Source organism: uncultured Brachybacterium sp., from assembly GCF_947500705.1.
Classification (GTDB): Bacteria; Actinomycetota; Actinomycetes; order Actinomycetales; family Dermabacteraceae; genus Brachybacterium.
In genome coordinates, this window is record NZ_CANMSY010000002.1 from 377403 (window position 1) to 400769 (window position 23367).

Genomic DNA, 23367 nt, shown 5'->3' on the forward strand with positions numbered 1-23367 from the left:
TTCGGCTCAGGATACTGGCGCCTACCCTCTCCCGGCCTGCCGAGGGGCAGGGCTCACACTGGATCCGCCCGCTCCTGGGGCGAGCGCCGACCGCGATGGGGCCGGGGATCGGAGCGGGCGCGTTCCCGCAGCAGTCGTTCACGCTCGGCGCGCGCCGACTCCAGGCGCAGCCGCCACGGTGCATAGCGCTCTGCGGCGAGCGCGATCTGCAGCCCCCGGGAGAGGGCGAGATCGGTCGCCGAGGCCGGCAGCGCCGCGAGCTCGGCCGCGCGCTCCGGCAGATGGGCCGCTGTTCCGCAGGCGCTCCAGCGCGCGGCGACCTGCAGGATCCGGCTGCGGGTGTCGAGGATCGAGTGTCGGGCGCCGGGGATCTCGAGCAGCCGGGCACCGGGAATCCGCGTCGCGAGCTCGCGGGCGATGCGCGGGGGTGAGACCAGGTCCTGGGAGCCGGTGATCACGAGCGTCGGTGCGGTGATCGCCGGTGCCAGTTGGTGCAGATCCAGCTGCTCCCCGGTGAACGGCGGCACCGCCCGTGCCTGCTCCGCTTCCAGCAGCAGCGGATCCAGCGGGCCGCCGTCGGCGTGATGCCCACCGCCGAGCTCGGTATGCAGGATCCGGGCGGTCAGGTCGTGCTCGATCACGTACGGGGTGGACTGCAGCCATGCCTGGTTCAGCACCTGACGGACGCTGGTCCAGGTCAGACGCCCGCGCCCCACGGCCAGCAGATCCACGAGATCACGCACGGCCTCCGGCCCGCCATGCTCGTGGACGGCGAGCACGACCGGCCCCGCCCTGTAGGCGTCGACCGTGCCTTCCTGTGCGAGCCGCCGCAGCGCCCGGGCGGTGGTGTCGGTGGACGGCTCGGTGCCGTCCCAGTACAGCGCGCGCAGCGCCTCCTGGGCGATCACCTCATCCCCCGCACCGGTCAGCGGCGAGTCCAGCACCAGCGAGTGCACCCGCTCGGGGTGGAAGATCGCGAGCAGCTGCGCGAGATAGGCGCCGTATCCGCTGCCCACCACCGCCGCCTGGGGGACCCGGGCATGATCGAGCACCGCCACCAGATCGCCGACCACCTCACGCAGAGCCATCGCATGAGGCGGGAGGTCCTCGCCCTCCGCATCGAGCCGCGACAGCCCCACCCCGCGGTGCTCCATCATCAGCACGTCCAGGCCCCGCCCCGCGAGGCTGCGACGCAGCACGTCGTAGGGCAGCACTGAGGCTCGCGCCGGACCGCCGGGGATCAGCAGCACGGGCACCTGAGGCGCGGCAGTTCTGCTCGTGGCAGTGCTGCTCGCGGGGCGAACGCGGCGCGGGAGGGTGCGGGCGTAGCGCAGCGGGAAGAGCCGCGGATCCTCGGCGGAGAACTCGCGGTAGACCGTCATCAGGTCGTTGCGGAGCTGGAGCAGATCATCCTGCGCGGCACGATCGAAGAACTCCAAGGGCCGGGCGCGGGCGGAGCGGACTCCGGGCAGAGCGATCATTCGCCGGTCCTCCCGTCGAGCAGCTCGACCAGGATGTCGAGCTGTCCGGCATGGCGCGCGGTCTCCTCGACCATATGCGCCAGCACCCAGCGCACGGTGCGCACCTCGCCCCCGCCGTGCAGCTCCTCCCCCGGGTCACGGGCTCCCAGCTGGGCCCGGGACTGCGCGGTGGCGCTGCGGTAGTCCTCGCGTGCTTCCGCGAGCGAGGCTCCGAGCGGAAGCGTCCATTCGCCGCTGGCGTCATGGCCGTCGGACCAGCTGTAGCCGACGTCCTCGAGCGGAACCCCGCCGAGCACCGCCCGGAACCAGTAGCGCTCGGTGTCGGCCAGATGCCGCAGCATCCCGGTCACGGTGGTCTCCGAGCTGACCAGTCGCCGAGCGGCCTGCTCGTCGCTCAGACCCTCGGTCTTGCACAGCACGGTGGCGCGCAGGAAGTCGAGGAACCCCTCGAGGGTCTCCCGTTCCCCACCCAGCAGCGGTGACTCGGGGCGCTGTGCGGCGGGTTCGTCGGCGCTCTCCTGTGCCTGCGCCTGCTCCGCGGCGATCGCGCCCCGCTGCTCCGCCGCGAGCCGATCCACGAGGTCGTCCAGTCCTTCGACACGGCTCTCAGCGCTGCTCTCGGCACTGCTCTCGGGGCTGCTCACGAGGGATCCCCGATGGTGTTCCACAGGAAGGTGTACAGCAGTGCGTTCATCCGCGCAGCCTGCTCGTTGTTGGCCGCGCCCCCGTGGCCGCCCTCGATGTTCTCCCAGTAGCGCACGTCGGCCCCCAGGGACTCCATCGCAGCGGCGAACTTCCGGGCGTGGCCGGGGTGGACCCGGTCGTCCCGGGTGGAGGTCAGCACGAAGGTGGGCGGGTACTGGGCGCCCTCACCCTCCTGGAGCAGGTGGTAGGGGCTGAAGGTGCGGATGTACTCCCAGTCCTCGGTGTCGGGGTCCCCGTATTCGGCCATCCAGGAGGCGCCCGCCAGCAGGTGGCTGTACCGCTTCATGTCCAGCAGCGGGACCTGGATGATCACCGCACCGAACAGCTCCGGGTACTGGGTGACCATGTTCCCGGTGAGCAGGCCGCCGTTGGAGCCGCCGCGCACTGCGAGATGGTCGCGGTCGGTGACGCCGCGCTCGATGAGGTCCTTCGCGACCGAGGAGAAGTCCTCGTAGGCGCGGTGCCGGTTCTCCTTGAGCGCGGCCTGGTGCCAGCGAGGGCCGTACTCGCCGCCACCGCGGATGTTGGCCAGCACGTAGGTGCCGCCGCGCTCGAGCCAGGTCTTCCCGATCGCCCCGAGGTAGGAGGGCGTCAGGGAGATCTCGAAGCCGCCGTAGCCGTAGAGCAGGGTCGGTCGGGGTCCGTCGGCGCCCGCGCCGTCGCTCTCCTGGATCCGGCTGATCTCGAAGTACGGGATGCGGGTGCCGTCGTCGCTGGTCGCGAAGTGCTGGCTGACGTCCAGACCCTCGGACTCGAAGCGGGCCGGGGCGGACTTGATGACCGCGAGCTCCCCCGGCTCGCCGCCGCTCGCGACCGCTGCGAGGTCCCCGAGCTGAAGGGTGGTGGGCTCGATGAAGTCGGTGACCGTCACCCAGACATCGTCGCTGACGTCGGCGTCGACCGCGGCGACCCCGATCGAGCCGCGCAGCTCGGGGTAGAGATCCTGGCGCACCCACGCGCCGTGCTCATCACGGGTGTGCACCTCGAGCCGATGCACGACGTCCTCGAGGATCGACAGCACCACCGTGGTGCGGGTGATCGTCATGTCCGCGAGCGAGGTGGTCTCGGTGGGCTCGAACAGCATGTGCAGCTCCGGCTCGCCCTCCTGGAAGCGGGCGAAGTCGCCGACCACCAGAGAGCCGGCCGGGTAGGTCGCCTCTGCGACCTCCCAGTCGCTGCGGGGGGTGAAGATGCCCAGGTCTCGGTGCGCAGTGGCCTCGAGGTCCGCGGGGACCTCGATCGTGGTCAGCACCGGCGGCTGCTGTGCACGGTCGACCACGTGGATCGTGTTGTCGTAGAAGGCGTGCGCCTCGATCACCCAGTCCCGCTCCCAGCCGGGGGTCGAGTCGTGGGCCGCGAAGATCGCCATATCCGACTCGGAGACCTCGTGCACCAGCTGGGCCTCGTCCAGCGGGGTGCCCCGGTGCCAGATCCGGGCCTGTCGCGCATAGCCGGAGCTGGTCATGGTCCCCTCGCCGAAATCGGTCGAGGCCCAGACGGTGTCCGCGTCGATCCAGCTCAGCGATCCCTTCGCCTCCGGACGCTCGAAGCCGCCGTCGGCAGCGGTCACGAAGGAGAGGGTCTCCAGATCGAACTCGCGGGTGACGTCCGCATCCGAGCCGCCGTGGGAGAGATCGACCAGAGCGTGCCGGTAGGGCTCACCCTCCGGCGGGCGCAGCAGGCTCGCGCCGTGCCACACCCAGTCCTCCCCCTCGGCCTCGTTGAGCGCATCGACGTCCAGCAGGACCTCCCACGCGGGCTCCTCGGTGCGATAGGAGTCCAGGGTGGTGCGCCGCCAGAGCCCACGCTCATGCTCCGCGTCGGTCCAGAAGTTATAGAGGAAGTCCCCGCGCTTGGTGACGCCGGGGATGCGGTCCTTGGCATCGAGGATCTCTCGGATCTCCTCCTGCAGCGTCGCCGCCAGCGGGACGCCCGCCGGGTCCCGAGGATCGCCGACGCCGTCCAGCTCCGACTCCGCCGCAGCGTTGCGCCCTCTGACCCAGTCCAGCGCCTCCTCTCCGGTGACCTCTTCGAGCCACTGGTGGGGATCCGCGCTGCCGTCGGGGGCGGGCAGCTGTGGGGCCGGGGTGGGCTGAGGAGCGGGGGCGGTCATCGATTCTCCTGGTCAGACGTCGGGGATGGGGTGGACACCATGAACTCGGTGAAAGTGGTCAGGACGGTCTTCCAGGCGATCTTCCAGACCTCTCGCGCCTCGGCGCTCTCGAGGCCCTTGTGCTCGATCCCGAGGGTGCTGCGCCCCTCGTCCTTGGCGGTGATGTTCACGGAGAGCCGGCTCCCGTCGCTCACGCCGGCGCGCCAGTAGCGCCAGGTCGGGGTGTCGCTGAGGCTGGGCTGTTCGAGCCCGAGCTCCTCCCGGCGTGCGGCGGTCATGAAGGCGTCCCAACGCTCGCGCACGGCGTCGGGTTCTCCGGGGAGGGTGCGGGAGGCCGACGCGGCGAAGTCCCCCGCGCAGCTCTGGCCCACCACCCGGCGGCCGATGATCTGCTCGTAGGCGACGGTCACGCCCTGCGCCCACCATCCGCTGATCTCCCACCGCTGCGGCAGCAGGCGGGCGATGGCGGTGTGGTCGAGCTCGCGGCCCCCGGCGTCGTCGATCCGCCGCACCCAGGTCGCCAGCGGCGTCCCGGTGCCGGACTCGATCCGCGCGGCATGGGGATGCTCCTGCGACGGGGTCTCAGTGCTCATGGGACCACCCTACGGGGGCACCGGTGGCTCCGCTCACCTCCTGCTGACATCGGGACCCGCCATGGAACACTGACGGCATGCGTCGTCGTCAGCTCCTGGCCCTCACCCCCGCGGCGGCCCTCGCCGCCTGCACCGCAGAGGAACCCTCCCAGGGCCCCGGGGCCGACGGGCCCGGCGGCTCCAGCGACGGCTCGAGCGACAGGGGCGGCGCCGAGGGAACGTCCTCGCAGGAGCCCAGCGCAGCGTCGTCGGCCCCCACCACCACCGAGCCCCCGACCGCGGCTGAGCGGCTGCTGGAGACCCTCTCTCCGCGCGAGCTCGCCGGGCAGCTGGTGCTGGTGGGGATCCCTGCCGGTTCCGAGATCCCCGAGCAGGTGCTGACCGAGCATCATGCGGGCGGCATCTTCCTGCTCCAGGTCTGGGAGAGCGCCGAGGCCGTCGACCGCACGGTCGCCAGGGCGCGCGAGCTCTCCCGCTCCGGCCTGCCGGCGCTGATCGCCGTCGATCAGGAGGGAGGGCAGGTGAGGATGCTGCGTGGGGACACCGCCCGCAAGACCCCGTCGGCCGAGACGCTCGGCGAGCAGGGCACCGAGGCGGTGACGGAGGCGTACACGAGCATCGGCGAGGACCTCGCCGCCCGCGGCATCCAGGTCGCGTTCTCCCCGGTCGCCGACGTGGTCGATCCCGCCCTGGGCGATGCCAACGAGCCGGTCGGCGGGCTGGACCGCGGCTTCGGCACCGAGCCGGAGGCGGTGGGTGAGTGCGTGGCGGCCGCGACCACGGCCCTCGCCGCCCAGGGCATCGGTGCGACCCTGAAGCACTTCCCAGGACTCGGACGGGTTCAGAAGAACACGGACTTCTCCGCCGAGGGCATCGAGGATGAGGTCACCGGTCCCGAGGACCCGTTCCTGCAGTCCTTCCGTGCCGGGATCGAGGCCGGCGCGCAGCTGGTGATGATGTCCTCGGCGATCTATCCGCAGCTCGAGGCGGGGGTCCCGGCGATGTTCTCCGCCGCGGCGATCCAGGATCTGCTGCGTGACGGGCTCGGGTTCGAGGGGCTGGTGGTCACCGACGACATCGGCGCTGCGAAGGCCGTGGCCGCCGTCCCCGTCCCCGAGCGCGCCACCCGCCTGCTGGAGGCGGGAGGCGACGTGGTGCTGACGGCCGACGCCTCGCTCACCGGAGAGCTGGTCGACGCGATCGAGGGCTGGGCCGCGCGGAGCCCGGAGCAGGAGCAGCGGGTGCGGGAGTCCGCCGGCCGGATGCTCGCGCTCAAGGAGCAGCTGGGGCTGCTCCAGGGGTAGCCCGGCAGGTCAGTTCTTGTCGAGGGTGATGAGGTAGTTCGCCGGGCTGAAGCCCCCTGTGTGGTGCGAGAGCTGCCAGCCCTGGGCGTTCTCCGTCGCGCTGGCGACGAACTCGCGGGCGGAGGCGACGATGGTGGCCATGTCATCATCGGTGCCTGCCTCACCGATCTCCCCCAGCTCCCCCGCCCGGTCGAACTCCGCGATCCGGGCGAGCTGCGCCGCGATCGCGGCGGACAGGGTCGACCCGGCGCCGCGGACCCGACGATCCGGGAGCCGCCGGGCTCGCAGCAGATCGGTACCGCCCTGATGGACCAGCACATCCACCACGTCCTCGCCCTCCAGCAGCCGGCCGGTGATCAGCACCGTGCCGGGCCCCCGCGCCTGCAGCGCGAGCGCCTGCTCCCGGATCTCGTCGATCGAGGTCGCGAGCGGCCGGCCCAGAAGCTGGGCGGCCTCGGCCATGTTCGGGGTGAGCACATCCGCCAGGGGCAGCAGCTCCGCCGCGAGTGCCGCCGCCCCCTCCGCGGAGATCAGCGCGGTGCCGTCGGCGCTGACCATCACCGGGTCCAGCACGATCCGTCCCAGCCGCCCGCGATGGGCACGGAGCACCGCGGTCACCGCCTCGACCGCTGCGGCGCTGCCCAGAGCACCGATCTTGGTGGCGTCGAGGCGGAGGTCGCCCGCGACCGCGTCGAGCTGGCGCCGCACCACGTCGCCGGGCAGCGGATGGGTGCTCTGCACACCAGTGGTCGTGACGACGGTGATCATGCTGACCACGCTCGCTCCATAGGTGCCCAGCGCCGTGAAGGTCTTGAGGTCCGCCTGGATGCCGCCGGCCCCGTCGGTCTCCGAGTCGGCGATGGTCAGGACGAGGGGCGGGCGCATGCGGACTCCATCTCTCGGGGATCCCGGCTCCGGTGGGGCGCGGGGCGGGCGAGCCCGGGCTGCGGGTCTGTTCCGTGAGCGGAGAGTACCAATCGCGGCTGGCATCTCTATCCTGGAAGCGGTCGCAGGCACCCTCGCGTGCGAGAATCACCCGGGCGGGCATGCGACGGCACCCGCGGGGAACGAGAGCGGAGCTCCGCACAGCGGCGCTGGGGAGACAGCGGCGATGGGGAGACGGCGGAGGTGGGGATGAGCAAGGAGCCAGGCGGCGAGCAGCGGTCGGCAGATTCCTCCTTGCCCGATTTCTCCTCGCAGTCCTCGGAGGGTCTGCCCGCCTTCGAGTCCGCCGACGGACCGGTGACCCTCGGCGAGCCGAGCGAGCGCGCCCTGCGCCGCAGCCGCACCACGATGCTGGCCGTCATCGGCTCCGCCGTGGTGGTGCTCGCCGTGGTCGCGCTGGTCCTCTCGCAGACCGTCTTCCGCTCGGTGCTGACGGACCCTGACCCCACCGCATATCAGACGGGCGAGCGCTCGGCCGAGGGGCAGTCCGAGTACGTGCCGGACCCGGAGGATCCGGACATCGCCCCGCCCCCTCCGCTGTTCACCCAGGCGCCGACCACCGAATGCACTGTGCCGACCAACAGCAATCCTCCGCCCGCCGTCCCCGGGAAGGTGCGCGGCGGCGGGCTGGAGTACACGAATCCTCCGGGCTGGGGCGACGGCTGGGCGGTCAGCTCGCTGCCCTATCTCACCGAGGTCGGCGCCGACTCCCGGCTGGTCGAGGGCGGCTGGTACAGCGTGCTGAACCTCGGCCGGGTCACCTTCCCGGAGGAGGAGGGCGGATATCCCGGCCTCGAGCCCGCCGCGGTCGCGATCTTCCAGTGCTATGCCACCACCTCGGGGGTGCTCTCCCATTTCGGCGAGCATCCCGAGGTCACCGACTACCGCTCCGAGGCCATGAGCGTCGACGGCACCGCCGCGTGGATCGTCCAGGCGACCTACCACTTCGAGGATCCCAGCATGCTCGAGTCCTCGAGCGCCTCGGTCGTCACCTCGATCGTCGTGGAGACCCCGAACGGTCCCAGCGCCCTGACCGGCGATGTCGCCGCCGACCGGCCCGAGCATGCCCAGAACCTCGAGGACATCATCGCGAGCCTCGCCGTCGTCGAATGATGACCCCTGACCATCGCCCGTCGAAGGAGCCGCAGTGCACACCGGACCCCAGTACACCTCCCCCCAGCAGCAGGCCGGCGGCAATGGTGGCCGCGGCGCCGCCCTGCTGATCGGCGTGATCGCCTTCGCCGTGGTCTTCCTGCTCATCGTGGGCGTGACCGTGGGCTACCTGGTGCTGCGTCCCCAAGGGGGCGGCGGGCCGGCCGTGACCTCTTCGTCCGCGAGCGGTGCGGTGGACCCGGAGACCACGTCCGCCTCGGAGACTGAATCGCCCACTCCGACCGACGTCGTGGCGGAGCGCTGCTGGAGCCCGGAGCGGTCCGAACGGACCTCCACCAACCCCTCCGGCAAGCTGCGCGGCGGCGGGCTGCAGTTCATCCCCCCGGCGCTCTACGACCTGCGCAGCGGCGCCCAGATCACCGCCTACTCCAATGATCTGCAGGGCGCGCAGGCTCTGGTCGAGGGCACCTGGTACTCCACCATGAGCGTCGGAGCGATCCAGTGGCAGCCCGGCATCGAGTACCCCGGTGCGGAGGTCGCCTCCCAGACCATCGTCGACTGCTACTTCTCGGCACCGATCTGGGGCGAGACCACAGGCCGCTCCCTGGATGACGAGATCACCGAGCCGGTCACGATCTCCGGCATGCCCGGCTACCGGACCACCGCGGTCGTGAACTTCACCTACTCACCGATGGAGAAGACCTCCGCCACCGAACTGGTGGTCGTGGTGCTCGAGACCGACCAGGGCCCGAGCCTGTTCGTCACCGAGACCGCCGTCGGCGTGCCGGAGCACGAGGAGGCCGCCGATCAGGCGTACGCATCGCTCACCGGGATCTCCTGAGACCGACCCGGTCAGGCACTGGCTCAGACCACCGAGGAGGCGAGGCGGCAGAGGTTGTCGACCACCTGCATGGTCCGCGGTCTCCGCCTCCATTCCTCGAGGGTGAGCTCGCGGCTGCGCTCCCTATAGGTCGCCTCCACCTCGCGCATCTTCGCCAGGAAGTCGGTGCCCCCGATCATCAAAGAGCACTCCATCTGCAGCAGGAATGAACGCATGTCCATGTTCGAGGAACCGATCACCGTCACCGAGTCGTCGATGGTGACGTGCTTGGCGTGCAGGATCGTCGGGGCGCGGTAGAGCCAGATCGTGACCCCGGCCTCGAGCAGCATCGCGTAGTAGGAGCGCTGAGCGTGGAAGACCAGGAACTGGTCCCCGATCTCGGAGACGAACAGCTCCACCTCCACCCCGCGGCGGGCGGCGGTGACGAGCGCCGCGAGCATCGACTCGTCGGGGACGAAGTAGGGCGAGACCGCGACGATGCGGCGGGTGGCGGAGTAGAACAGCTGGTTGAACAGCGCCAGGTTGTTCTCCGCGACGAAGCCGGGACCGCTGGGCACCAGCTGGCACTCATAGCTGCCCGTGGTGTCCGGAGACGGCTTGACCAGGGTGTCCTCGCCGAGCATCTGCTCCGACTCGAAGTACCAGTCCGTGGCGAACAGCAGGTTCAGCTCCGAGACGATCGGGCCGCGGAAGCGCACCATCGTCTCCTGCCAGTGGAGCCCGCGGCGGATGTTCGAGGGCTTGTCGTAGTGGGCGGCGATCAGGTTCTGGCTGCCCATCCAGCCGATCTCTCCGTCGACGATCACCATCTTGCGGTGATTGCGGAGGTCGGGGCGCTGGAAGGCGCCGTCGCGGATGGGCTGGATCGGGTTCATCGGGAAGTGCTCGATGCCGTGGGCGTCGAGCGTGCGACGCATCGCCCGGTACTGCGACCCGTGGCTGAGCGCGCCCCAGTGGTCGTAGAGCACCCGGACGGGGACGCCCGCGTCGGCGCGTTCTGCGAGGGCCGCGAAGAAGTCCTCGGTGACCTCGTCCAGTCCCATGATGTAGAAGAGCACATGCACGCTCTCGCGCGCGGAGCGGATGTCGGCCGCCATGCGCGCGATCGAGGTGTCGTAGTCGATCTCGAGATCCGCGGAGTTGCTGCCGGTCAGCGGGAAGGCGCCGAGCTCGCGGTTCAGGCGCACCGCGGACTGCAGCCAGCTGGGCACGTCCGCATCGAGCTCGCTGTCGGGGATGTTCTGCGCCCGCACCCGCATCAGGCGGTTGATGACCTGCTGCTTCTCGCGGCGCCGACGTGGCAGCTGCGCTTTGCCCAGCATCAGGTACAGCGGGAAGCCGAGCAGCGGGAACACCATGATCGCGAGCAGCCAGGCGATCGCGGAGCCGGGGCGGCGGTTGCGGGGCACCACGATCAGGCCCACCAGGCGCACCACGATGTCCAGCGTCCAGTACAGGTAGGTGGCCACGAGGACCCCGGGGTCCATCACCCACTGCCACACGTCGCTCATCGAGGGGCCCTCTCGTGGGAAGCAGAACGGCGGACCCCCGAGGGGGCCCGCCGTTCAGCATACGGGCGCGGACACCGCAGCGCCCGCGCTCAGATCAGTCGAGCACTGGTCAGTCGAGCACTGATCAGTCGTTGCCGCGCAGGATCATCAGGATCCGCAGGATCTCGACGTACAGCCACACCATGGTGACCGTGACCCCGAAGGCGAGGCGCCAGGCGTACTTGCGCGGCACCCCTGCCTCGGCCGCGTGCTGGACGCTCTCGAAGTCCATCACCAGCGAGTACGAGGCCAGCACCACGGCGATGCCGCCGATGGCCAGGCCCAGGGCCCCTTCGCGCAGGCTCTGCCCCATCAGCAGCATCGCGCCGATGTTGACCAGACCGAACAGCATGTAGGCGACCAACGCGACCATGAAGATCTTGTTCAGCCGCGGGGAGGTGCGCAGCACGCCCATCCGGAACAGGACCAGGACGGTGCCGGCGACGGCGAGGGTGCCCACCACGGCCTGCAGCGCGATACCCGGGTAGAAGTACTCCATGGTGCCGCTGAGGCCGCCGAGGAACAGGCCCTCGAATCCGGCGTAGGCGACCACCAGGATCGGCGAGGGCTGCTTCTTGAAGATGTTGATCAGCGCGGTGATCAATCCGCCGACCACGCCGATCAGGGTCGCGACGCCGGTGATCGCCAGCCCCGCCTGGGCACCGGCCTCACCCGCCATGATGGCCAGCGCATAGGGCAGGATCGCGACCGCGAAGCCGACCACGATGACGATGCCGAGGGTGGCGGTGATCGCGTTCAGCGCGTCCTTCATCGTCATCCGGCCGGTGTCGTGACCGGTCGCGGAGGGACGGGCGTACATCGCCTCGAGGTTCTCCGCACCGTGCTGGGCGGGGGCGCTGTGGCCATAGCCCTGCTGAACAGAGCCCTGCGGGGCGAAGCCCGAGGACCATTGGGTGTTCTGGGCCGGCGCGGCCTGTGCCGTACCGCCGAAGCGGGGGGCGTTGTAGTTCGCGCCGTTCTGAACGGCCTGGTCGCGGCCGAACACGATGTTGTGGCGTGCCATGGGGCTCCTCACGTGGGATCTGGTGGGTCGACGACCGGCGCCATGGTGCACCCGTCGGACCGACATGCTCATTGTACGGGCGAAACCCGAGACCCCGCTGTATGCACGGCTCCGCTCTGGGCGAAGCCGGGGCGGCGGTTCCCGGGCTCAGACCGAGCTGATGACCTCGCGGAAGCGACGCAGCCGCTCGTCCTCGCTCGAGAAGAACTCCGCGGGCGTGCCATCCTGCAGGATCTTCCCGTCCTCGAGGAACAGCACCCGGTCCGCCACCTGCTTCGCGAAGGCCAGGGAATGGGTGACGACCACGAGGGTGCGGTGCTCGGCGGCGAGATCGGAGAGCACCGCGACCACCTCGGCGGCGAGCTCCGGGTCCAGGGCGGAGGTCGGTTCGTCGAAGAGCAGGAAGTCGGGGTCCATGGCCAGTGCGCGGGCGATCGCGACCCGCTGCTGCTGCCCGCCGGAGAGACGGTCGGGATAGGAGTCGGCCTTGTCGGCGAGTCCCACCTTCTCGAGCAGCTCCCGGCCGCGCTGCTCCGCCGCCTGCCGGGACAGGCCGCGGTTCTCGCGCGGGGCGAGGGTGACATTGCCGAGGGCGGTGAGGTGGGGGAAGAGGTTGAACTGCTGGAAGACCATGGTGGAGCGGGCGCGGATCTCCCGCACCCGGGCGGTGGTCAGCTTCCCGCCGACCTCGATCGGCCCCTCCCCCAGGTCGATCGTGCCGGCGTCGGGCTTCTCGAGCAGGTTCAGGCAGCGCAGCAAAGTGGATTTGCCGGACCCCGAGGGTCCCAGCAGCACCGAGGTCGTGCCCCGCTCGACATCCAGGGAGACGTCGTCCAGGGCGACCAGGTCACCGAAGGTCTTGCGCAGGCCACGCACCCGCAGCGGATCATCAGCGGACATGGGCGGACACCTTCTTCTCCAGCTGGTTCTGGCCGAGGCTGAGCAGGGAGACCAGCGCCAGGTAGATCAGCGCGACCTCGGTGTACATGATGAGCGGCTCGTAGGTGGCGGCCGCGATCTGCCGACCCACCTGGAAGACGTCGATCAGCGTGATCGCGAAGACCAGGCTGGTGCCCTTGACCAGGTCGATGAAGTCATTGGCCAGCGGCGGCAGCACGATCCGCATGGCCTGCGGGGCGACCACCTTGCGGAAGGTGGCCGCGCGCGAGAGATTCAGCGACTGAGCGGCCTCGAACTGTCCCCGCGGGATCGAGAGGATCGAGGCGCGCACGGCCTCCGAGGCGTATGCCCCGGTGTTCAGGGCCAGGGTGATCACCGCCGCCGGGAAGGCTGCCAGCTCGATGCCCACGCCGGGCAGGCCGAAGTAGACGATGAACAGCTGCACCACCAGCGGCGTGCCGCGGAACACCTGCACGTACATCCACGCCAGCGCCTTCAGCGGTGCCGGGGCGTACAGCCGCGCCAGTGCCACCACCACCGCGATCACCAGGGCGATCGCGAAGGACAGCAGGGACAGCGGGACGGTCATCTCGACCAGCGCGGTCAGCAGGCGCGGGAGCGACTCGATCCAGAGCTCGAGGAAGCGGGGCATCCGGGGACTCAGCCTTCGGGGGTGATGTCCTGACCCACCCACTCCTCGTAGATGGCGCTCAGGGAGCCGTCGGACTTCATCCCGGCGAGGATCTCGTTCACCGCTGCGAGCAGAGCGTCCTGACCCTTCTGCATGATCGCCCCGACGGTCACATCGCTGGGCAGCTCGGCATCCAGCAGGCGGAAGGCGGCCCCGGGGTGCTCCTCCTGGTAGGTCTGGAAGGAGATGATGTCATTGGCGGTCGCGTCGGCCCGCCCCTGGATCACGAGCTCGATGGCCTCGGCGAAGCCCTGCACGGGGACGATCTCGGCGCCGACGGCCTCCATCTGCTGCGCCCAGTTGCTGGTCGCGGTCTGGGCGGAGCGCTTGCCCTCGAGCTCCTCGATGGTCTGCACCTCGGAGTCCTCCGGCACGGCGATCCGGCCGATCGAGCGGGCGTAGGGCTCGCTGAAGGCGTATTTCTCCTCGCGCTCCGGGGTGATGCCGACATTGTTGACGACCAGGTCGTAGCGGTCCACGTCGAGCCCGGCGATCAGCGAGTCCCACTCGGTCTCGACGTACTCCGGGGTGACGCCGAGCCCCTCGGCGATCGCGTCGGCGATCTCCTTCTCGAAGCCCACCAGCTCGCCGGTCTCGTCGTGGAAGGCATAGGGACGGTAGGTGCCCTCGAGGCCGATCCGGATGGTCCCGTTCTCCTGGATGCGGGCCAGGATGTCCTCTCCCCCGCCACCGCCTCCGTCGGAGCTACCGGAGCCGCCGTCGGAGCTGCAGGCGGCCAGGAAGGCGGCGACCGAGGCCCCGCCGAGGGCGAGGGCGAGGCGGCGGCTGGGGCGGGGTGCGATGGTCATGGGGTGGTCCTCGTTCTTGATCTGGGAGCAGTGGGTTCAGCGAGCAGCGGTCAGGGCCTGGTCGAGGTCGTCGAGCAGGTCCTGGAGATTCTCGATGCCGACGCTGAGGCGCAGCAGCTCGGGACTGATCCCGGCGTTCGCGCGGGCCTCGTCGGTCATCGCCTCGTGGGTCATCGTGGCCGGGCGGCAGATCAGGGACTCCACCCCGCCGAGGCTCACCGCATAGGCGGGATAGTGCAGCGCCTCCAGGAAGGCGACCCGGTCCAGCCCGTCCGCGAGCTCGAAGGAGAGCACCGCGCCGCCGCCCGTGGCCTGGGAGGCGTGGATGCGCGCCTCCTCCTCGCTGTGCGAGCCGGGATACCAGACCTGCGCGATGTCCTCACGCTCACGCAGATGGGCGACGATCGCGCCGGCGTTCTCCTGCTGGCGCTCGAGGCGCAGCGGGAGGGTCTTGATCGACTGGATCAGCCGGAAGGAGTCCTGCGGGGCGAGCACCCCGCCCTGGGCCTTCTGGGCGAGGGCGAAGGCGTCGGCGAGCGCGTCGTCGTTGGTGGTGATGGTGCCGGCCAGCAGATCGGAGTGGCCGGCGAGGTACTTGGTGGCGGACTGCACGACGACATCCGCTCCGAGGTCGAGCGGCTTCTGCAGCACGGGCGTCATGAAGGTGTTGTCCACGATCACCAGGGCGCCGTGGCGGTGCGCGAGCTCGGAGATCCGGCGCAGATCCGTGATCCGGAGGGTCGGATTGGCCGGGGTCTCGATGAAGACGGCCCGGGTGGTCGGGGTGAAGTCCTCATCGGTGAGCGCGCCGAGATCGTCGACGAAGCGCCCGGTGATCCCGCGGCCCGGCAGCACCAGATCCACGAAGCGGTAGGTGCCGCCGTAGACGCTCGCCGGCAGCAGCACCTCGTCGCCGACGACCAGGGTCGACAGGGCGGCCGCAGTGGCCGCCATCCCGGAGGCGAAGGCGAAGCCGTGCTGCGCCCCCTCGAGCGCGGCCAGCACGGTCTCGAGCTGCGCCCGGGTCGGGTTCGCACCGCGCTGGTAGGCGAACTCGCCGCCCTCGCTCGCGCAGTCGAGCGCGAAGGTCGAGGAGAGGTGCACGGGAGGGACCACGGCTCCGTGCTCGAAATCCCTCAGGGTATGCACGGCGGCGGTCTGGATGTGCACGGTGGCTCCTCAGCTCCTCGGATCGGTGGCTGGGTACCACTCTAGGTCGCCGTCCCGCCAGCCCAGAGGGCTGGGTGAACGACTGTGACGCATAAGCCAGAGAGCGCAGGGGCTCAAGGAGAGCTTAGGGGACGCCAGGGACGCCGCAGGTCCTCGCCGCAGGGACTCCTCACGGTCAGGAGCCGACGGGCACCGGGGTCGCATCGATGCGGGTGGGGACCTCGGAGCCGGAGTCGGGGACGACGACCGGGATCGCTCCGGTGTAGGTCGCCTCGTGCTCCCGCAGCACGGCGAGGGTGCGACGGGAGCGCACGCGCAGCGCCAGCAGGGTACCGGCGACCAGGGCGAAGCCGAGGCTCGCGAGGACGATCGCGACGAGCATCGGGGCGCGGTAGCCGAAGCCCGCCGCGATCACCGCGCCGCCGAGGGCTGCACCGAGCGCATTGGCGACGTTGAACGCGGCCTGGTTCAGGGACGCCCCGAGCACCTCCGAGCGGTGCGCGACCCGGATCAGCCAGGTCTGCAGGGCCGGGCTGAGGGCGGAGCTCGCGAAGTTGACGGCGAAGAAGCCGATCAGCAGTCCGACCACCGAGTCCTGAGAGCCCAGGAACAGTCCCACCAGGGCCGTGATGTACAGCGGGAAGCCGATCAGCAGGGTGCCGTTCAGCGAACGGTCCGTTGCGGTGCCGCCGACGATGTTGCCCAGGGTCATCCCCAGGCCGGCCGCGGCCAGCACCCACGGCACCAGTGACACTGCTGCGCCGGAGACCTGGGTGGCGATGTCGGCGACATAGCTGAAGACGGCGAACCCGCCGGCGAAGCCGACCGCCGCGATCGCCATGATGACCCAGAGCTGCAGGCGGCGTAGCGCGACGATCTCGTCGACCATCCGCCGGCCCGCGACCGGAGCCTGGGGCGGGACCGCCCAGCGCAGGGCGAGCACGGTGAGCACGAAGATCACGGCGATGACCAGGTAGACGACGCGCCAACCGGCGACCTGGCCGAGTGCGGTCATCAGGGGCACGCCGATGAGGTTCGCGACGGTCAGGCCCGAGAGCGCGACGGCCACGCCCTTGCCCTGACTGCCGGGCCCCATCAGGGAGGCGGCCAGGAGCGAGGCCACGCCGAAGTAGGCGCCGTGCGGGAGGCCGGCGAGGAAGCGGGCGGCCACGGTGAGCTCGAAGGTGGGCATCAGCGCGGAGAGCAGGGTGCCCGCGACGAGGGCGACGGCCAGCGCGGTGATCATCGAGGTGCGGCTCCAGCGCACGGAGAGCAGCGCCAGCACCGGTGCGCCGATGACCACGCCGAGTGCATAGGACGTGATCAGGAGCCCTGCCCGGGCGATGCCCGCCTCGGGATCCGCCGACATCTGGGCGGTCAGCAGGCCGTCGGCGATCCCGGGCAGCAGGCCCATGGTCGCGAACTCGGAAGCGCCGATGCCCACGCCGCCGAGGGCCAGGGCGAACAGGGCCAGGGCGCGGCGCCGCGGCGTGATCTCGTGCGGGGCGGGGAGCGTCGCAGCGTCGGATGCGGGAGCGGGGTCGGGTGCCGGGGTGGGACGCGGGTCGGTGGTCAGGGTCATGGGAGTTCCTCGACTGTCGGAAGAGCAGATGCAGGAGGGCGTCATCGACCGAACGGACACAATAAGCCAACGCTGTTGCGTTACGTCAAGGGGGTGCGTCGTCGGATCCTCGTCACATGGCCGCCGTGGGAGGATGGTCGCCGTGAGGACGACCGGACCGCTGGACCGCGTGGCAGGCGCCCATGACGCCGCCGTGCTCGCCGTCGCACGCCGCGGGGAGCCGGTCGCACGCACAGGCCTGGCCGAGGCCCTGCAGGTCACGCCCCAGGCGATCTCGAAGATCCTCACCCGGCTGATCGCTCGCGGGCTGATCGCGGAGATCGGTTCGTTCTCCTCCGGGCCCGGCAAGCCCACCACCCTGTACCGGATCGTCCCCGAGTCCCGGCGGGCGATCGGGCTGCACCTGACCCGGACGCGGCTGCACGGGGTGGTGGCGGACCTCACCGGGCAGATCCTGGAGCGGCACAGCACGGAGATCACCCCGGAGCAGCCCGTGCCCGCCCTGATCGCCTCACTCGCCCGCACAGCACGGGAGCTCTCGGGGCACGGCCCCGGCGAGCTGCTCGGCGTCGGGGTCGGGATGCCGGGACCGGTCGATGTCGACGAGGGCGTCCACCTCGGCTCCTCGTCCCGCACCGACGCCTGGCGCGGAGCCTCGATCCGTGACCTGCTCCTGGACGAGCTGCGGATGCCGGTGCTGGTGGACCACGACTCCCGAGCCGCCCTGATCGGCGAGAGCTGGTCACAGCCGGGCCTGCTGGACAATGCCGTGCTGGTGCTGGCCGAGGAGGGGCTCGGCGCGGCTCTGCGCCTGGACGGCACGATCGTGCGCGGCGCCCATTCCCGGGCCGGGGAGGCCGGGCACACCGTGGTGAACCTGAGCGGCGAGCCCTGCCCGTGCGGACGCCGCGGCTGCGCCCAGGCCGAGTACCTCGCCGCCCAGCGGGACGGCGACCCGCAGCGGGCAGCCGAGGTGCTCGCGACCGTGGTGCTGAATCTGGTACGGCTGCTGGATGTGGACCGGGTGGTGCTCGGCGGGCGCTCGGTCTACGCCCACCACCAGGTGACGATGGACGCGATCCGGGAGGCGCTGGACCAGGGACTGCACGCCGGGGCACCCGTGCACGTCGAGGTGCTGCTCTCCACCCGCGGGGTGGACCTCATCGCGGCCGGTGCCGCGTGCGAGGTGCTCGAGCACGAGTACGGGCTGCCCTCGGCGCTCGTCGGACCCTCGCCCCGCTGAGGGCCCGCTCCGCGCACCGCTGACGGATCAGCGGGCGTCGGCCCTCTCCCGGGCCGGGGCGAGCTCGATGCCGACTTGGTCCAGCTGTGCCAGTCGCCGCCGCGCCCGCAGGCGCAGCAGGACGAGCGTGGCCAGCAGCATCCCGAAGCCGATCGTGGCGACCACCGTGCCGATCACAGTCGGGGCCGCGAGCCCGTACCCGGCCGAGATCACCGCGCCGCCCAGCAGCGCGCCGAGCGCATTGGCGACGTTGAAGGCGGCGTGGTGCAGGGAGGCGCCGAGCATCTCGGAGCGGCCGGCGATGCGCATCAGCCAGGTCTGCATCGCCGGGGAGAGGATGGCGTGGGCGAGGTTGGCGAGGAAGAAGGTGAGGGTCAGCCCCACAGGGCTGCTGACCACCAGCACCATCATCAGCATCGCAGCGATGTACAGCGGGAAGGCCACCAGCAGGGTGCCGTTCAGCGAGCGATCGGTGCTCACCCCGCCGATCGCGTTGCCGATCGTCATCCCGAGCCCGGCCACGGCCAGCAGCACCGGGATGTAGCCGGGAGAGACGCCGGCGACCTGGCGGCCGATGTCGGCGATATAGCTGAAGACCGCGAAGGAGCCGGCGAAGCCGACGGCGGCGATCACCATCACCATCCACAGCTGCACGCGCCGGAAGGCGCGCAGCTCGTCCCCCAGACGTCGGCCGCGCGGCGCGGCCTGGGCGGGGATCGTGACCGCCACCAGGACTGCGGTCAGCGCGAACACCCCGGCGACCACGAGGAAGGCGGCGCGCCAGCCCGCGCTCTGCCCGAGCGCGGTGAGCAGCGGCACGCCGGCGAGGTTCGCGACGGTGAGCCCGGACATCGCCAGCGCCGCCCCCTTGCCCTGGGAACCGGGGCCCATCAGGGAGCTGGCGAGCAGCGCCGCCACGCCCAGGTAGGCACCATGCGGGAGCCCCGCGGCGAAGCGGGCGAGCAGGGTCAGCTCGAAGCCGGGCATCAGGCCGGAGGCCAGGGTGCTCACGGTCAGCAGCACTGCGAACACCACGATCAGCCTGGTGCGGCTGAAGCGCACCGCGAGCAGGGACAGCAGCGGCGCGCCGATCACGACGCCGAGCGCGTAGGCGCTGATCGCCCAGCCCGCCCGCGCGATCCCCTGATCGGGGGTCACCGCCATCATCTGCGGCAGCAGGGAGTCGGCGATCTCGGGCAGCAGACCCATCGTGACGAACTCCGAGGAGCCGATCCCGAAGCCGCCCAGGGCGAGAGCGAACAGCGCCAGGGCGCGACGGCGGGGCGACAGCGGCGGCCGAGCCGGGGTCCGAGCCGGGGTCTGAGACGACGGGGTCTGAGGAGCAGCGGGGGGCGAAGCGGTCACGGGGCACCTCCCGGCGCGGGGTGAGGGTCGGCCCGAGGCGGGACCGTGGAGGGGAACGGGGAACATCGTGCGGGCATGCGAAGAGGTGCCGACGCGGCTCCAGCCTCCGCGCTCAGCACCTCGGGGACCACGCTATGCGGCGGCGGGACTCCCGCGCCAGAGGGTCCCGGCCCGGAGGGGAGTCGGGTCACACCGCGGGGCGGGCTCCGAAGATCGCGGAGCCGACGCGCACGATGGTGGCGCCTTCCTCGACGGCGATCTCGAGATCACCGCTCATCCCCATCGACAGCTGCTCGAGCTCGGGCGCGCCCAGCTGCTCCCGGGTCCGGTCGCGCAGCTCGCGCAGCATCCGCAGCGAGGAGCGCACCTCGCCGGAGTCGCTGGAATTCGCGCCGATCGTCATCAGGCCGACGGGGCGCAGCACCTCGCTCGCCCGCAGCCGCTCCACGATCGGGGCGATCGCCTCCACGGTGGGCGCGAAGCCGCCTTTGGACTCCTCGCCGGATGTGTTGACCTGCACCAGCACCTCGCGCGTCAGGCCTGCCGTCTCGGCGCGGCGCTCGAGGGCGTCCGCGATGCCCTCGCGGTCCACGCTGTGGATCATCTCCGCGAAGGCCACGACGTCGCGGGCCTTGTTCGTCTGCAGCCGGCCGATGAAGTGGCGCGGCACCGTGCTGTCCACCAGCAGCGGATCGGCGTGCTTGGCGATCTCCTGCGCCCGGTTCTCCCCCACCGCGGCCCGTCGGCCCCGCTCGCGCAGCAGCTCCACCGCGACGGCGATCTCCGCCGGGGTGCGCGTCTTGGTGGCCAGCAGCACGGTGATCTCGCTGCTGTCGCGGCCCACCTGCTGCGCCGCAGCGTCCAGGCGGGCGAGGACCTCGTCGAGGCGGGCTGCCATCCGCTCACGGTGCTCGGGGATCAGGGACGTGTCGTCGGCCGGAGGGGTCATGCCTCCATTGTGGCCGACGACCCCTGTGGCCGAGAACCGCCCCCGCCTGCGGCGCGGGCCGGGCTTCGCGCCGCTGTGCTCCCAGCGGTGCCCCCAGCAATACCCCCAGCAGTGCCCCCAGCGGGACTCGAACCCGCACTGTGCCGATTTTAAGTCGGCCGCCTCTGCCGATTGGGCTATGGGGGCGAGGAGCGGGCTCGAGATGCCCTGCTGACCCTCACAGCGGTTCACCCTATGCTGGAACGCATCATGACCGCTGCGATCCGGTCCCTCGCGGACTCCCTGCGCCGGTTCGGTGACGAACGCCTCGAGGCACTGCTCGTCGCCCGACCGGATCTCACCTCGCCCCTTCCCCGCGGGATCGGCCCGCTCGCGGCCCGCGCGGCAGGCGCCACCTCCGCCCGGCGCGCCCTGGAGGCGCTGATCCTGCCGGAGCTGCATCTGGTCGAGGCGCTCGCCGTGCTCGAGGACGGCGCCTCCCCCGCTCAGCTGGCGGCGGCGGTCTCCTCGGATCCGCCCACGATCGCTGCGGCGCTGGAACGCCTGATCACCCTCGCCGTGGTCTGGGGCGAGGACGAGCTGCATCTGATCCGCCCGCTGCGGGAGGGGATGCGCACCCCTGCGGGCCTCGCCGCCACCACTGACGAGGACCCCACCCCGCAGGAGGCGCAGCAGCGGGTGGAACGTGCCCGCGCCGCACATCCGGAGGTCCTGGAGACGCTCGCCTGGGGACCCAGCACAGTCACCGGTGAGGGACGGCTCGCCGCAGAGCTGCTGACCGCCGGGATCGTGGTGGCCGAGGGGAAGGCCCTGCACCTCCCCCGCACGGTCCAGCTCGCCCTGCGCGGGGGCCGGCTGCGCCGCACCCATCTCGCGCAGCGTCCGGCCCCGGACGGCCCCGAGCTCACCGAACGGATCCCCGGCTCCCGCACCGCCCAGGCCGTCGAGCGCGCCTTCGAGGCCCTGCGCCTGCTGGGAACGGTGCGCGGCTTCGACGAGGACCCACCGGGGGTGCTGCGCCGCGGCGGCCTCCCCCAACGGGACCTGCGCCGCCTGGCGGACCGCGCGGGAGCACCGCTGCTGGACTATGCGACGGTTCTGCAGACCGCCTGGCAGGCCGGGCTGATCGGCCATGACGGTCAGGAATGGCATCCCACCCAGGACTGGGACGCGCACCGCCAGCTCACCGCGGAGCAGCGCTGGGCGGAGCTGACGCTGGCCTGGGCGCGCGGTCACCATCTCGCGGCGGTGGTGGGGACCCCGGACTCCTCCGGCACCGGCCGCTCGCTGCTGTCTGATCTCACCCGACGCGACGGGGTGCGCACCCGGCGCGGCAGCCTGCTGCGGCTGCTGCGCACCTCCCCCGGCGTGGACGCGAGCGAGGAATCCCTGGCCGCGGCGCTCGCATGGGCGTTCCCGCTGGTCCCCGCCGAGGTGATCCGCGAGGAGACCGCCGCGCTGCTGGTCGAGGGTCGGGCGCTGGGCCTGCTCGACGGCGGCGCGCTGACCGTGCTCGGCCACGAGCTGGTCCTCGCCCTGGACGAGGAGATCACCAGCGCCGATGCACGGCTCGCCGCCGTCCTCGCGGCGCAGGCCCCGGCCCCGGTCGCCGAGGTGCTGCTGGACGCTGATCTGACCGCCGTCATCCCCGGCCGACCCGCCGAGCGGCTGCTGCCGCTGCTGGACTGGACCGAGGTGGTCTCCCGCGGTGGGGCGCTGACGCTGCGCTTCACCACCGCCGCCGTGCGTCGGGCGCTCGGGGACGGTCGGGACGCGGAGGCGCTGCTGATCCTGCTGGAGGACGTCTGCCGCACCCCCGTCCCCCAGGCACTCACCTATCTGCTGCGCGATGAGCAGCGTCGCCACGGCCGGGTGCAGGTCTCCCGGGCCACCACCGTGCTGACCGCGGACGCCGAGGTGCTCGACCTGCTGCAGTCCGCGCCCGAGGCCGCCCCTCTGGGCCTGCACCGCCTGGCGCCCACCGTCGCCGTCACCCTCTCCGACCCCGGCTTCGCCCTGCAGATGGCCCGCCAGGCCGGCCTCTCCCCCCAGGCCGTGGGAGCGGACGGCCGCCCGGTCCCCGAGGAGCTGACCCACTCCCTGCGCGGCAGACCGGTCGAGCCGGACCTGGTGACGATCGACGGTCCGGAGCTGCGGGTGCCCGCTCTCGAGGCGGTGGCCCGGCTCCGCGCCGCGGAGGAGGGGGTCAGCGACCTCTCGGTCACCGATCGGCTGCTGGAGGCGATCTCCCGGAACGACGAGATCCCCCTCGGGATCGTCGACGGGCGCGGCGGGGTCGTGGTGAAGCACGCCCAGCCGCTCTCCCTCGAAGGAGGCCGCCTGCGCGCCCGGGAGGTCGGCCGCGACGAGGAGTTCACGGTGCTCGTGCACCGGGTGACGCTGAGCTGAAGGGCTGAGCTGAAACGCTGAGCTGAAAGGTGCGAGCCACCAGGCACCATGGGGAGTCCTCCCCATGGCGGGACCTCCCCCTGCACGCGGTACTATTCCGAGCGCCAGGACCGGACGTACGAGAACACCCGACCTGGGGCCCGGCACGTCACCGCCGGGGAATGATCATCAGGAAGAAGGGGATTCCCATGACCGCACCCAACTCGGGCTACGACGTCGAGAAGATCAAGAAGAGCGCGCTCATCGCCACCATCGTCGGCTTCATCTGCGGCGGTGCCATTCCGGGCGTGCTCGGCCTGCTCGGCTACCTCAAGGCGGACCAGGAACCGGCCACCGCGAAGAAGTTCACCAAGTGGGCGTGGATCGCGTTCATCATCATGTGGATCCTCGCGATCATTTTCATCGTGATCTACGTGGTGTTCATCGTCTCCATGGTGAGCTCCGGCGAGATGTCCACCTACTGACGCGCCGCAGAGCGCTCTGCCCCACGACCGCTCGGCACGAAGGCCCCGGACCTGCTGGTCCGGGGCCTTCGTCATGCTCAGGGGCGGGGCGCCGTCACCGGCGTCCCGCCCCCCAT

20 protein-coding genes and 1 tRNA gene are annotated in these 23367 nt (G+C 71.3%); 6 read left to right on the forward strand and 15 right to left on the reverse strand.

What is annotated here, in order from left to right:
- Positions 1–53: 53 nt before the first annotated feature.
- From Q0937_RS04850 to Q0937_RS04865, 4 genes are read right to left on the reverse strand one after another with little or no spacing between them, the layout of a single operon-like run.
- Entirely contained in the window at positions 54–1481 is a 1428-nt protein-coding gene (locus tag Q0937_RS04850; protein WP_299300294.1) for an alpha/beta fold hydrolase, read from the reverse strand.
- Positions 1478–2125 (reverse strand): DinB family protein, encoded by a 648-nt coding sequence (locus Q0937_RS04855; protein ID WP_299300296.1) that lies wholly within the window; start codon positions 2123–2125, stop codon positions 1478–1480. The genes Q0937_RS04850 and Q0937_RS04855 overlap by 4 nt, the downstream gene beginning before the upstream one ends.
- Positions 2122–4299, reverse strand: a complete 2178-nt coding sequence (locus Q0937_RS04860) for a prolyl oligopeptidase family protein (RefSeq protein ID WP_299300298.1) — start codon at positions 4297–4299, stop codon at positions 2122–2124. Before Q0937_RS04860 ends, Q0937_RS04855 begins: the two co-directional genes overlap by 4 nt.
- Positions 4296–4892 carry a hypothetical protein gene (locus Q0937_RS04865; protein ID WP_299300300.1) on the reverse strand — a complete coding sequence of 199 codons (597 nt, stop codon included), beginning with the start codon at positions 4890–4892 and terminating at the stop codon, positions 4296–4298. The genes Q0937_RS04860 and Q0937_RS04865 overlap by 4 nt, the downstream gene beginning before the upstream one ends.
- A 77-nt stretch (positions 4893–4969) precedes the next feature.
- Here Q0937_RS04865 and Q0937_RS04870 point away from each other — a divergent pair, with 77 nt between their 5' ends.
- Entirely contained in the window at positions 4970–6196 is a 1227-nt protein-coding gene (locus tag Q0937_RS04870) for a glycoside hydrolase family 3 N-terminal domain-containing protein (protein WP_299300302.1), read from the forward strand.
- A 9-nt stretch (positions 6197–6205) separates the two neighbouring features.
- On the opposite strand, the gene Q0937_RS04875 is transcribed toward Q0937_RS04870, so the two are convergent.
- The gene (locus Q0937_RS04875) at positions 6206–7081 is read right to left on the reverse strand and encodes a hydroxymethylpyrimidine/phosphomethylpyrimidine kinase (RefSeq protein WP_299300304.1); all 876 of its coding nucleotides are present in this window, start codon (positions 7079–7081) and stop codon (positions 6206–6208) included.
- A gap of 249 nt (positions 7082–7330) precedes the next feature.
- Between Q0937_RS04875 and Q0937_RS04880 the strand changes: the two genes are divergently transcribed.
- Entirely contained in the window at positions 7331–8254 is a 924-nt protein-coding gene (locus Q0937_RS04880; RefSeq protein ID WP_299300306.1) for a hypothetical protein, read from the forward strand.
- 34 nt (positions 8255–8288) lie between these two features.
- Positions 8289–9095: a hypothetical protein gene (locus Q0937_RS04885; protein WP_299300308.1), complete on the forward strand. Its 807-nt coding sequence runs from the start codon at positions 8289–8291 to the stop codon at positions 9093–9095.
- Between the two features lie 23 nt (positions 9096–9118).
- On the opposite strand, the gene cls is transcribed toward Q0937_RS04885, so the two are convergent.
- The 7 genes from cls to Q0937_RS04920 all read right to left on the reverse strand — a co-directional run bounded on the left by cls (position 9119) and on the right by Q0937_RS04920 (position 16821).
- Positions 9119–10606 carry a cardiolipin synthase gene (gene cls / locus Q0937_RS04890; protein WP_299300310.1) on the reverse strand — a complete coding sequence of 496 codons (1488 nt, stop codon included), beginning with the start codon at positions 10604–10606 and terminating at the stop codon, positions 9119–9121.
- Between the two features lie 124 nt (positions 10607–10730).
- Complete coding sequence (locus Q0937_RS04895; protein ID WP_299300312.1) at positions 10731–11669, reverse strand: Bax inhibitor-1/YccA family protein; 939 nt, start codon at positions 11667–11669, stop codon at positions 10731–10733.
- A gap of 147 nt (positions 11670–11816) precedes the next feature.
- Complete coding sequence (locus Q0937_RS04900) at positions 11817–12569, reverse strand: amino acid ABC transporter ATP-binding protein (RefSeq protein ID WP_299300314.1); 753 nt, start codon at positions 12567–12569, stop codon at positions 11817–11819.
- Positions 12559–13221 carry an amino acid ABC transporter permease gene (locus Q0937_RS04905; RefSeq protein ID WP_299300316.1) on the reverse strand — a complete coding sequence of 221 codons (663 nt, stop codon included), beginning with the start codon at positions 13219–13221 and terminating at the stop codon, positions 12559–12561. The genes Q0937_RS04900 and Q0937_RS04905 overlap by 11 nt, the downstream gene beginning before the upstream one ends.
- Before the next feature lie 8 nt (positions 13222–13229).
- Positions 13230–14069 carry a transporter substrate-binding domain-containing protein gene (locus Q0937_RS04910; protein ID WP_299300318.1) on the reverse strand — a complete coding sequence of 280 codons (840 nt, stop codon included), beginning with the start codon at positions 14067–14069 and terminating at the stop codon, positions 13230–13232.
- A gap of 36 nt (positions 14070–14105) precedes the next feature.
- On the reverse strand, positions 14106–15239 hold the full coding sequence (locus Q0937_RS04915; RefSeq protein ID WP_299300320.1) for a PLP-dependent aspartate aminotransferase family protein: 1134 nt from the start codon (positions 15237–15239) through the stop codon (positions 14106–14108).
- Positions 15240–15414: 175 nt separating this feature from the next.
- The gene (locus Q0937_RS04920) at positions 15415–16821 is read right to left on the reverse strand and encodes an MFS transporter (protein ID WP_299300322.1); all 1407 of its coding nucleotides are present in this window, start codon (positions 16819–16821) and stop codon (positions 15415–15417) included.
- A gap of 133 nt (positions 16822–16954) precedes the next feature.
- Here Q0937_RS04920 and Q0937_RS04925 point away from each other — a divergent pair, with 133 nt between their 5' ends.
- Positions 16955–18064: an ROK family transcriptional regulator gene (locus Q0937_RS04925; RefSeq protein WP_299300324.1), complete on the forward strand. Its 1110-nt coding sequence runs from the start codon at positions 16955–16957 to the stop codon at positions 18062–18064.
- A gap of 27 nt (positions 18065–18091) precedes the next feature.
- On the opposite strand, the gene Q0937_RS04930 is transcribed toward Q0937_RS04925, so the two are convergent.
- The 3 genes from Q0937_RS04930 to Q0937_RS04940 all read right to left on the reverse strand — a co-directional run bounded on the left by Q0937_RS04930 (position 18092) and on the right by Q0937_RS04940 (position 20564).
- On the reverse strand, positions 18092–19429 hold the full coding sequence (locus Q0937_RS04930) for an MFS transporter (protein WP_299300326.1): 1338 nt from the start codon (positions 19427–19429) through the stop codon (positions 18092–18094).
- 187 nt (positions 19430–19616) lie between these two features.
- Entirely contained in the window at positions 19617–20378 is a 762-nt protein-coding gene (locus tag Q0937_RS04935) for a YggS family pyridoxal phosphate-dependent enzyme (protein WP_299300328.1), read from the reverse strand.
- 112 nt (positions 20379–20490) lie between these two features.
- Positions 20491–20564: transfer RNA gene (locus Q0937_RS04940), tRNA-Leu, on the reverse strand.
- A 63-nt stretch (positions 20565–20627) separates the two neighbouring features.
- On the opposite strand from Q0937_RS04940, the gene Q0937_RS04945 reads away from it, so the two are divergent.
- Positions 20628–22787, forward strand: a complete 2160-nt coding sequence (locus Q0937_RS04945; RefSeq protein WP_299300330.1) for a helicase-associated domain-containing protein — start codon at positions 20628–20630, stop codon at positions 22785–22787.
- A gap of 188 nt (positions 22788–22975) precedes the next feature.
- The gene (locus Q0937_RS04950) at positions 22976–23251 is read left to right on the forward strand and encodes a DUF2700 domain-containing protein (RefSeq protein WP_299300332.1); all 276 of its coding nucleotides are present in this window, start codon (positions 22976–22978) and stop codon (positions 23249–23251) included.
- Positions 23252–23367 lie beyond the last annotated feature (116 nt).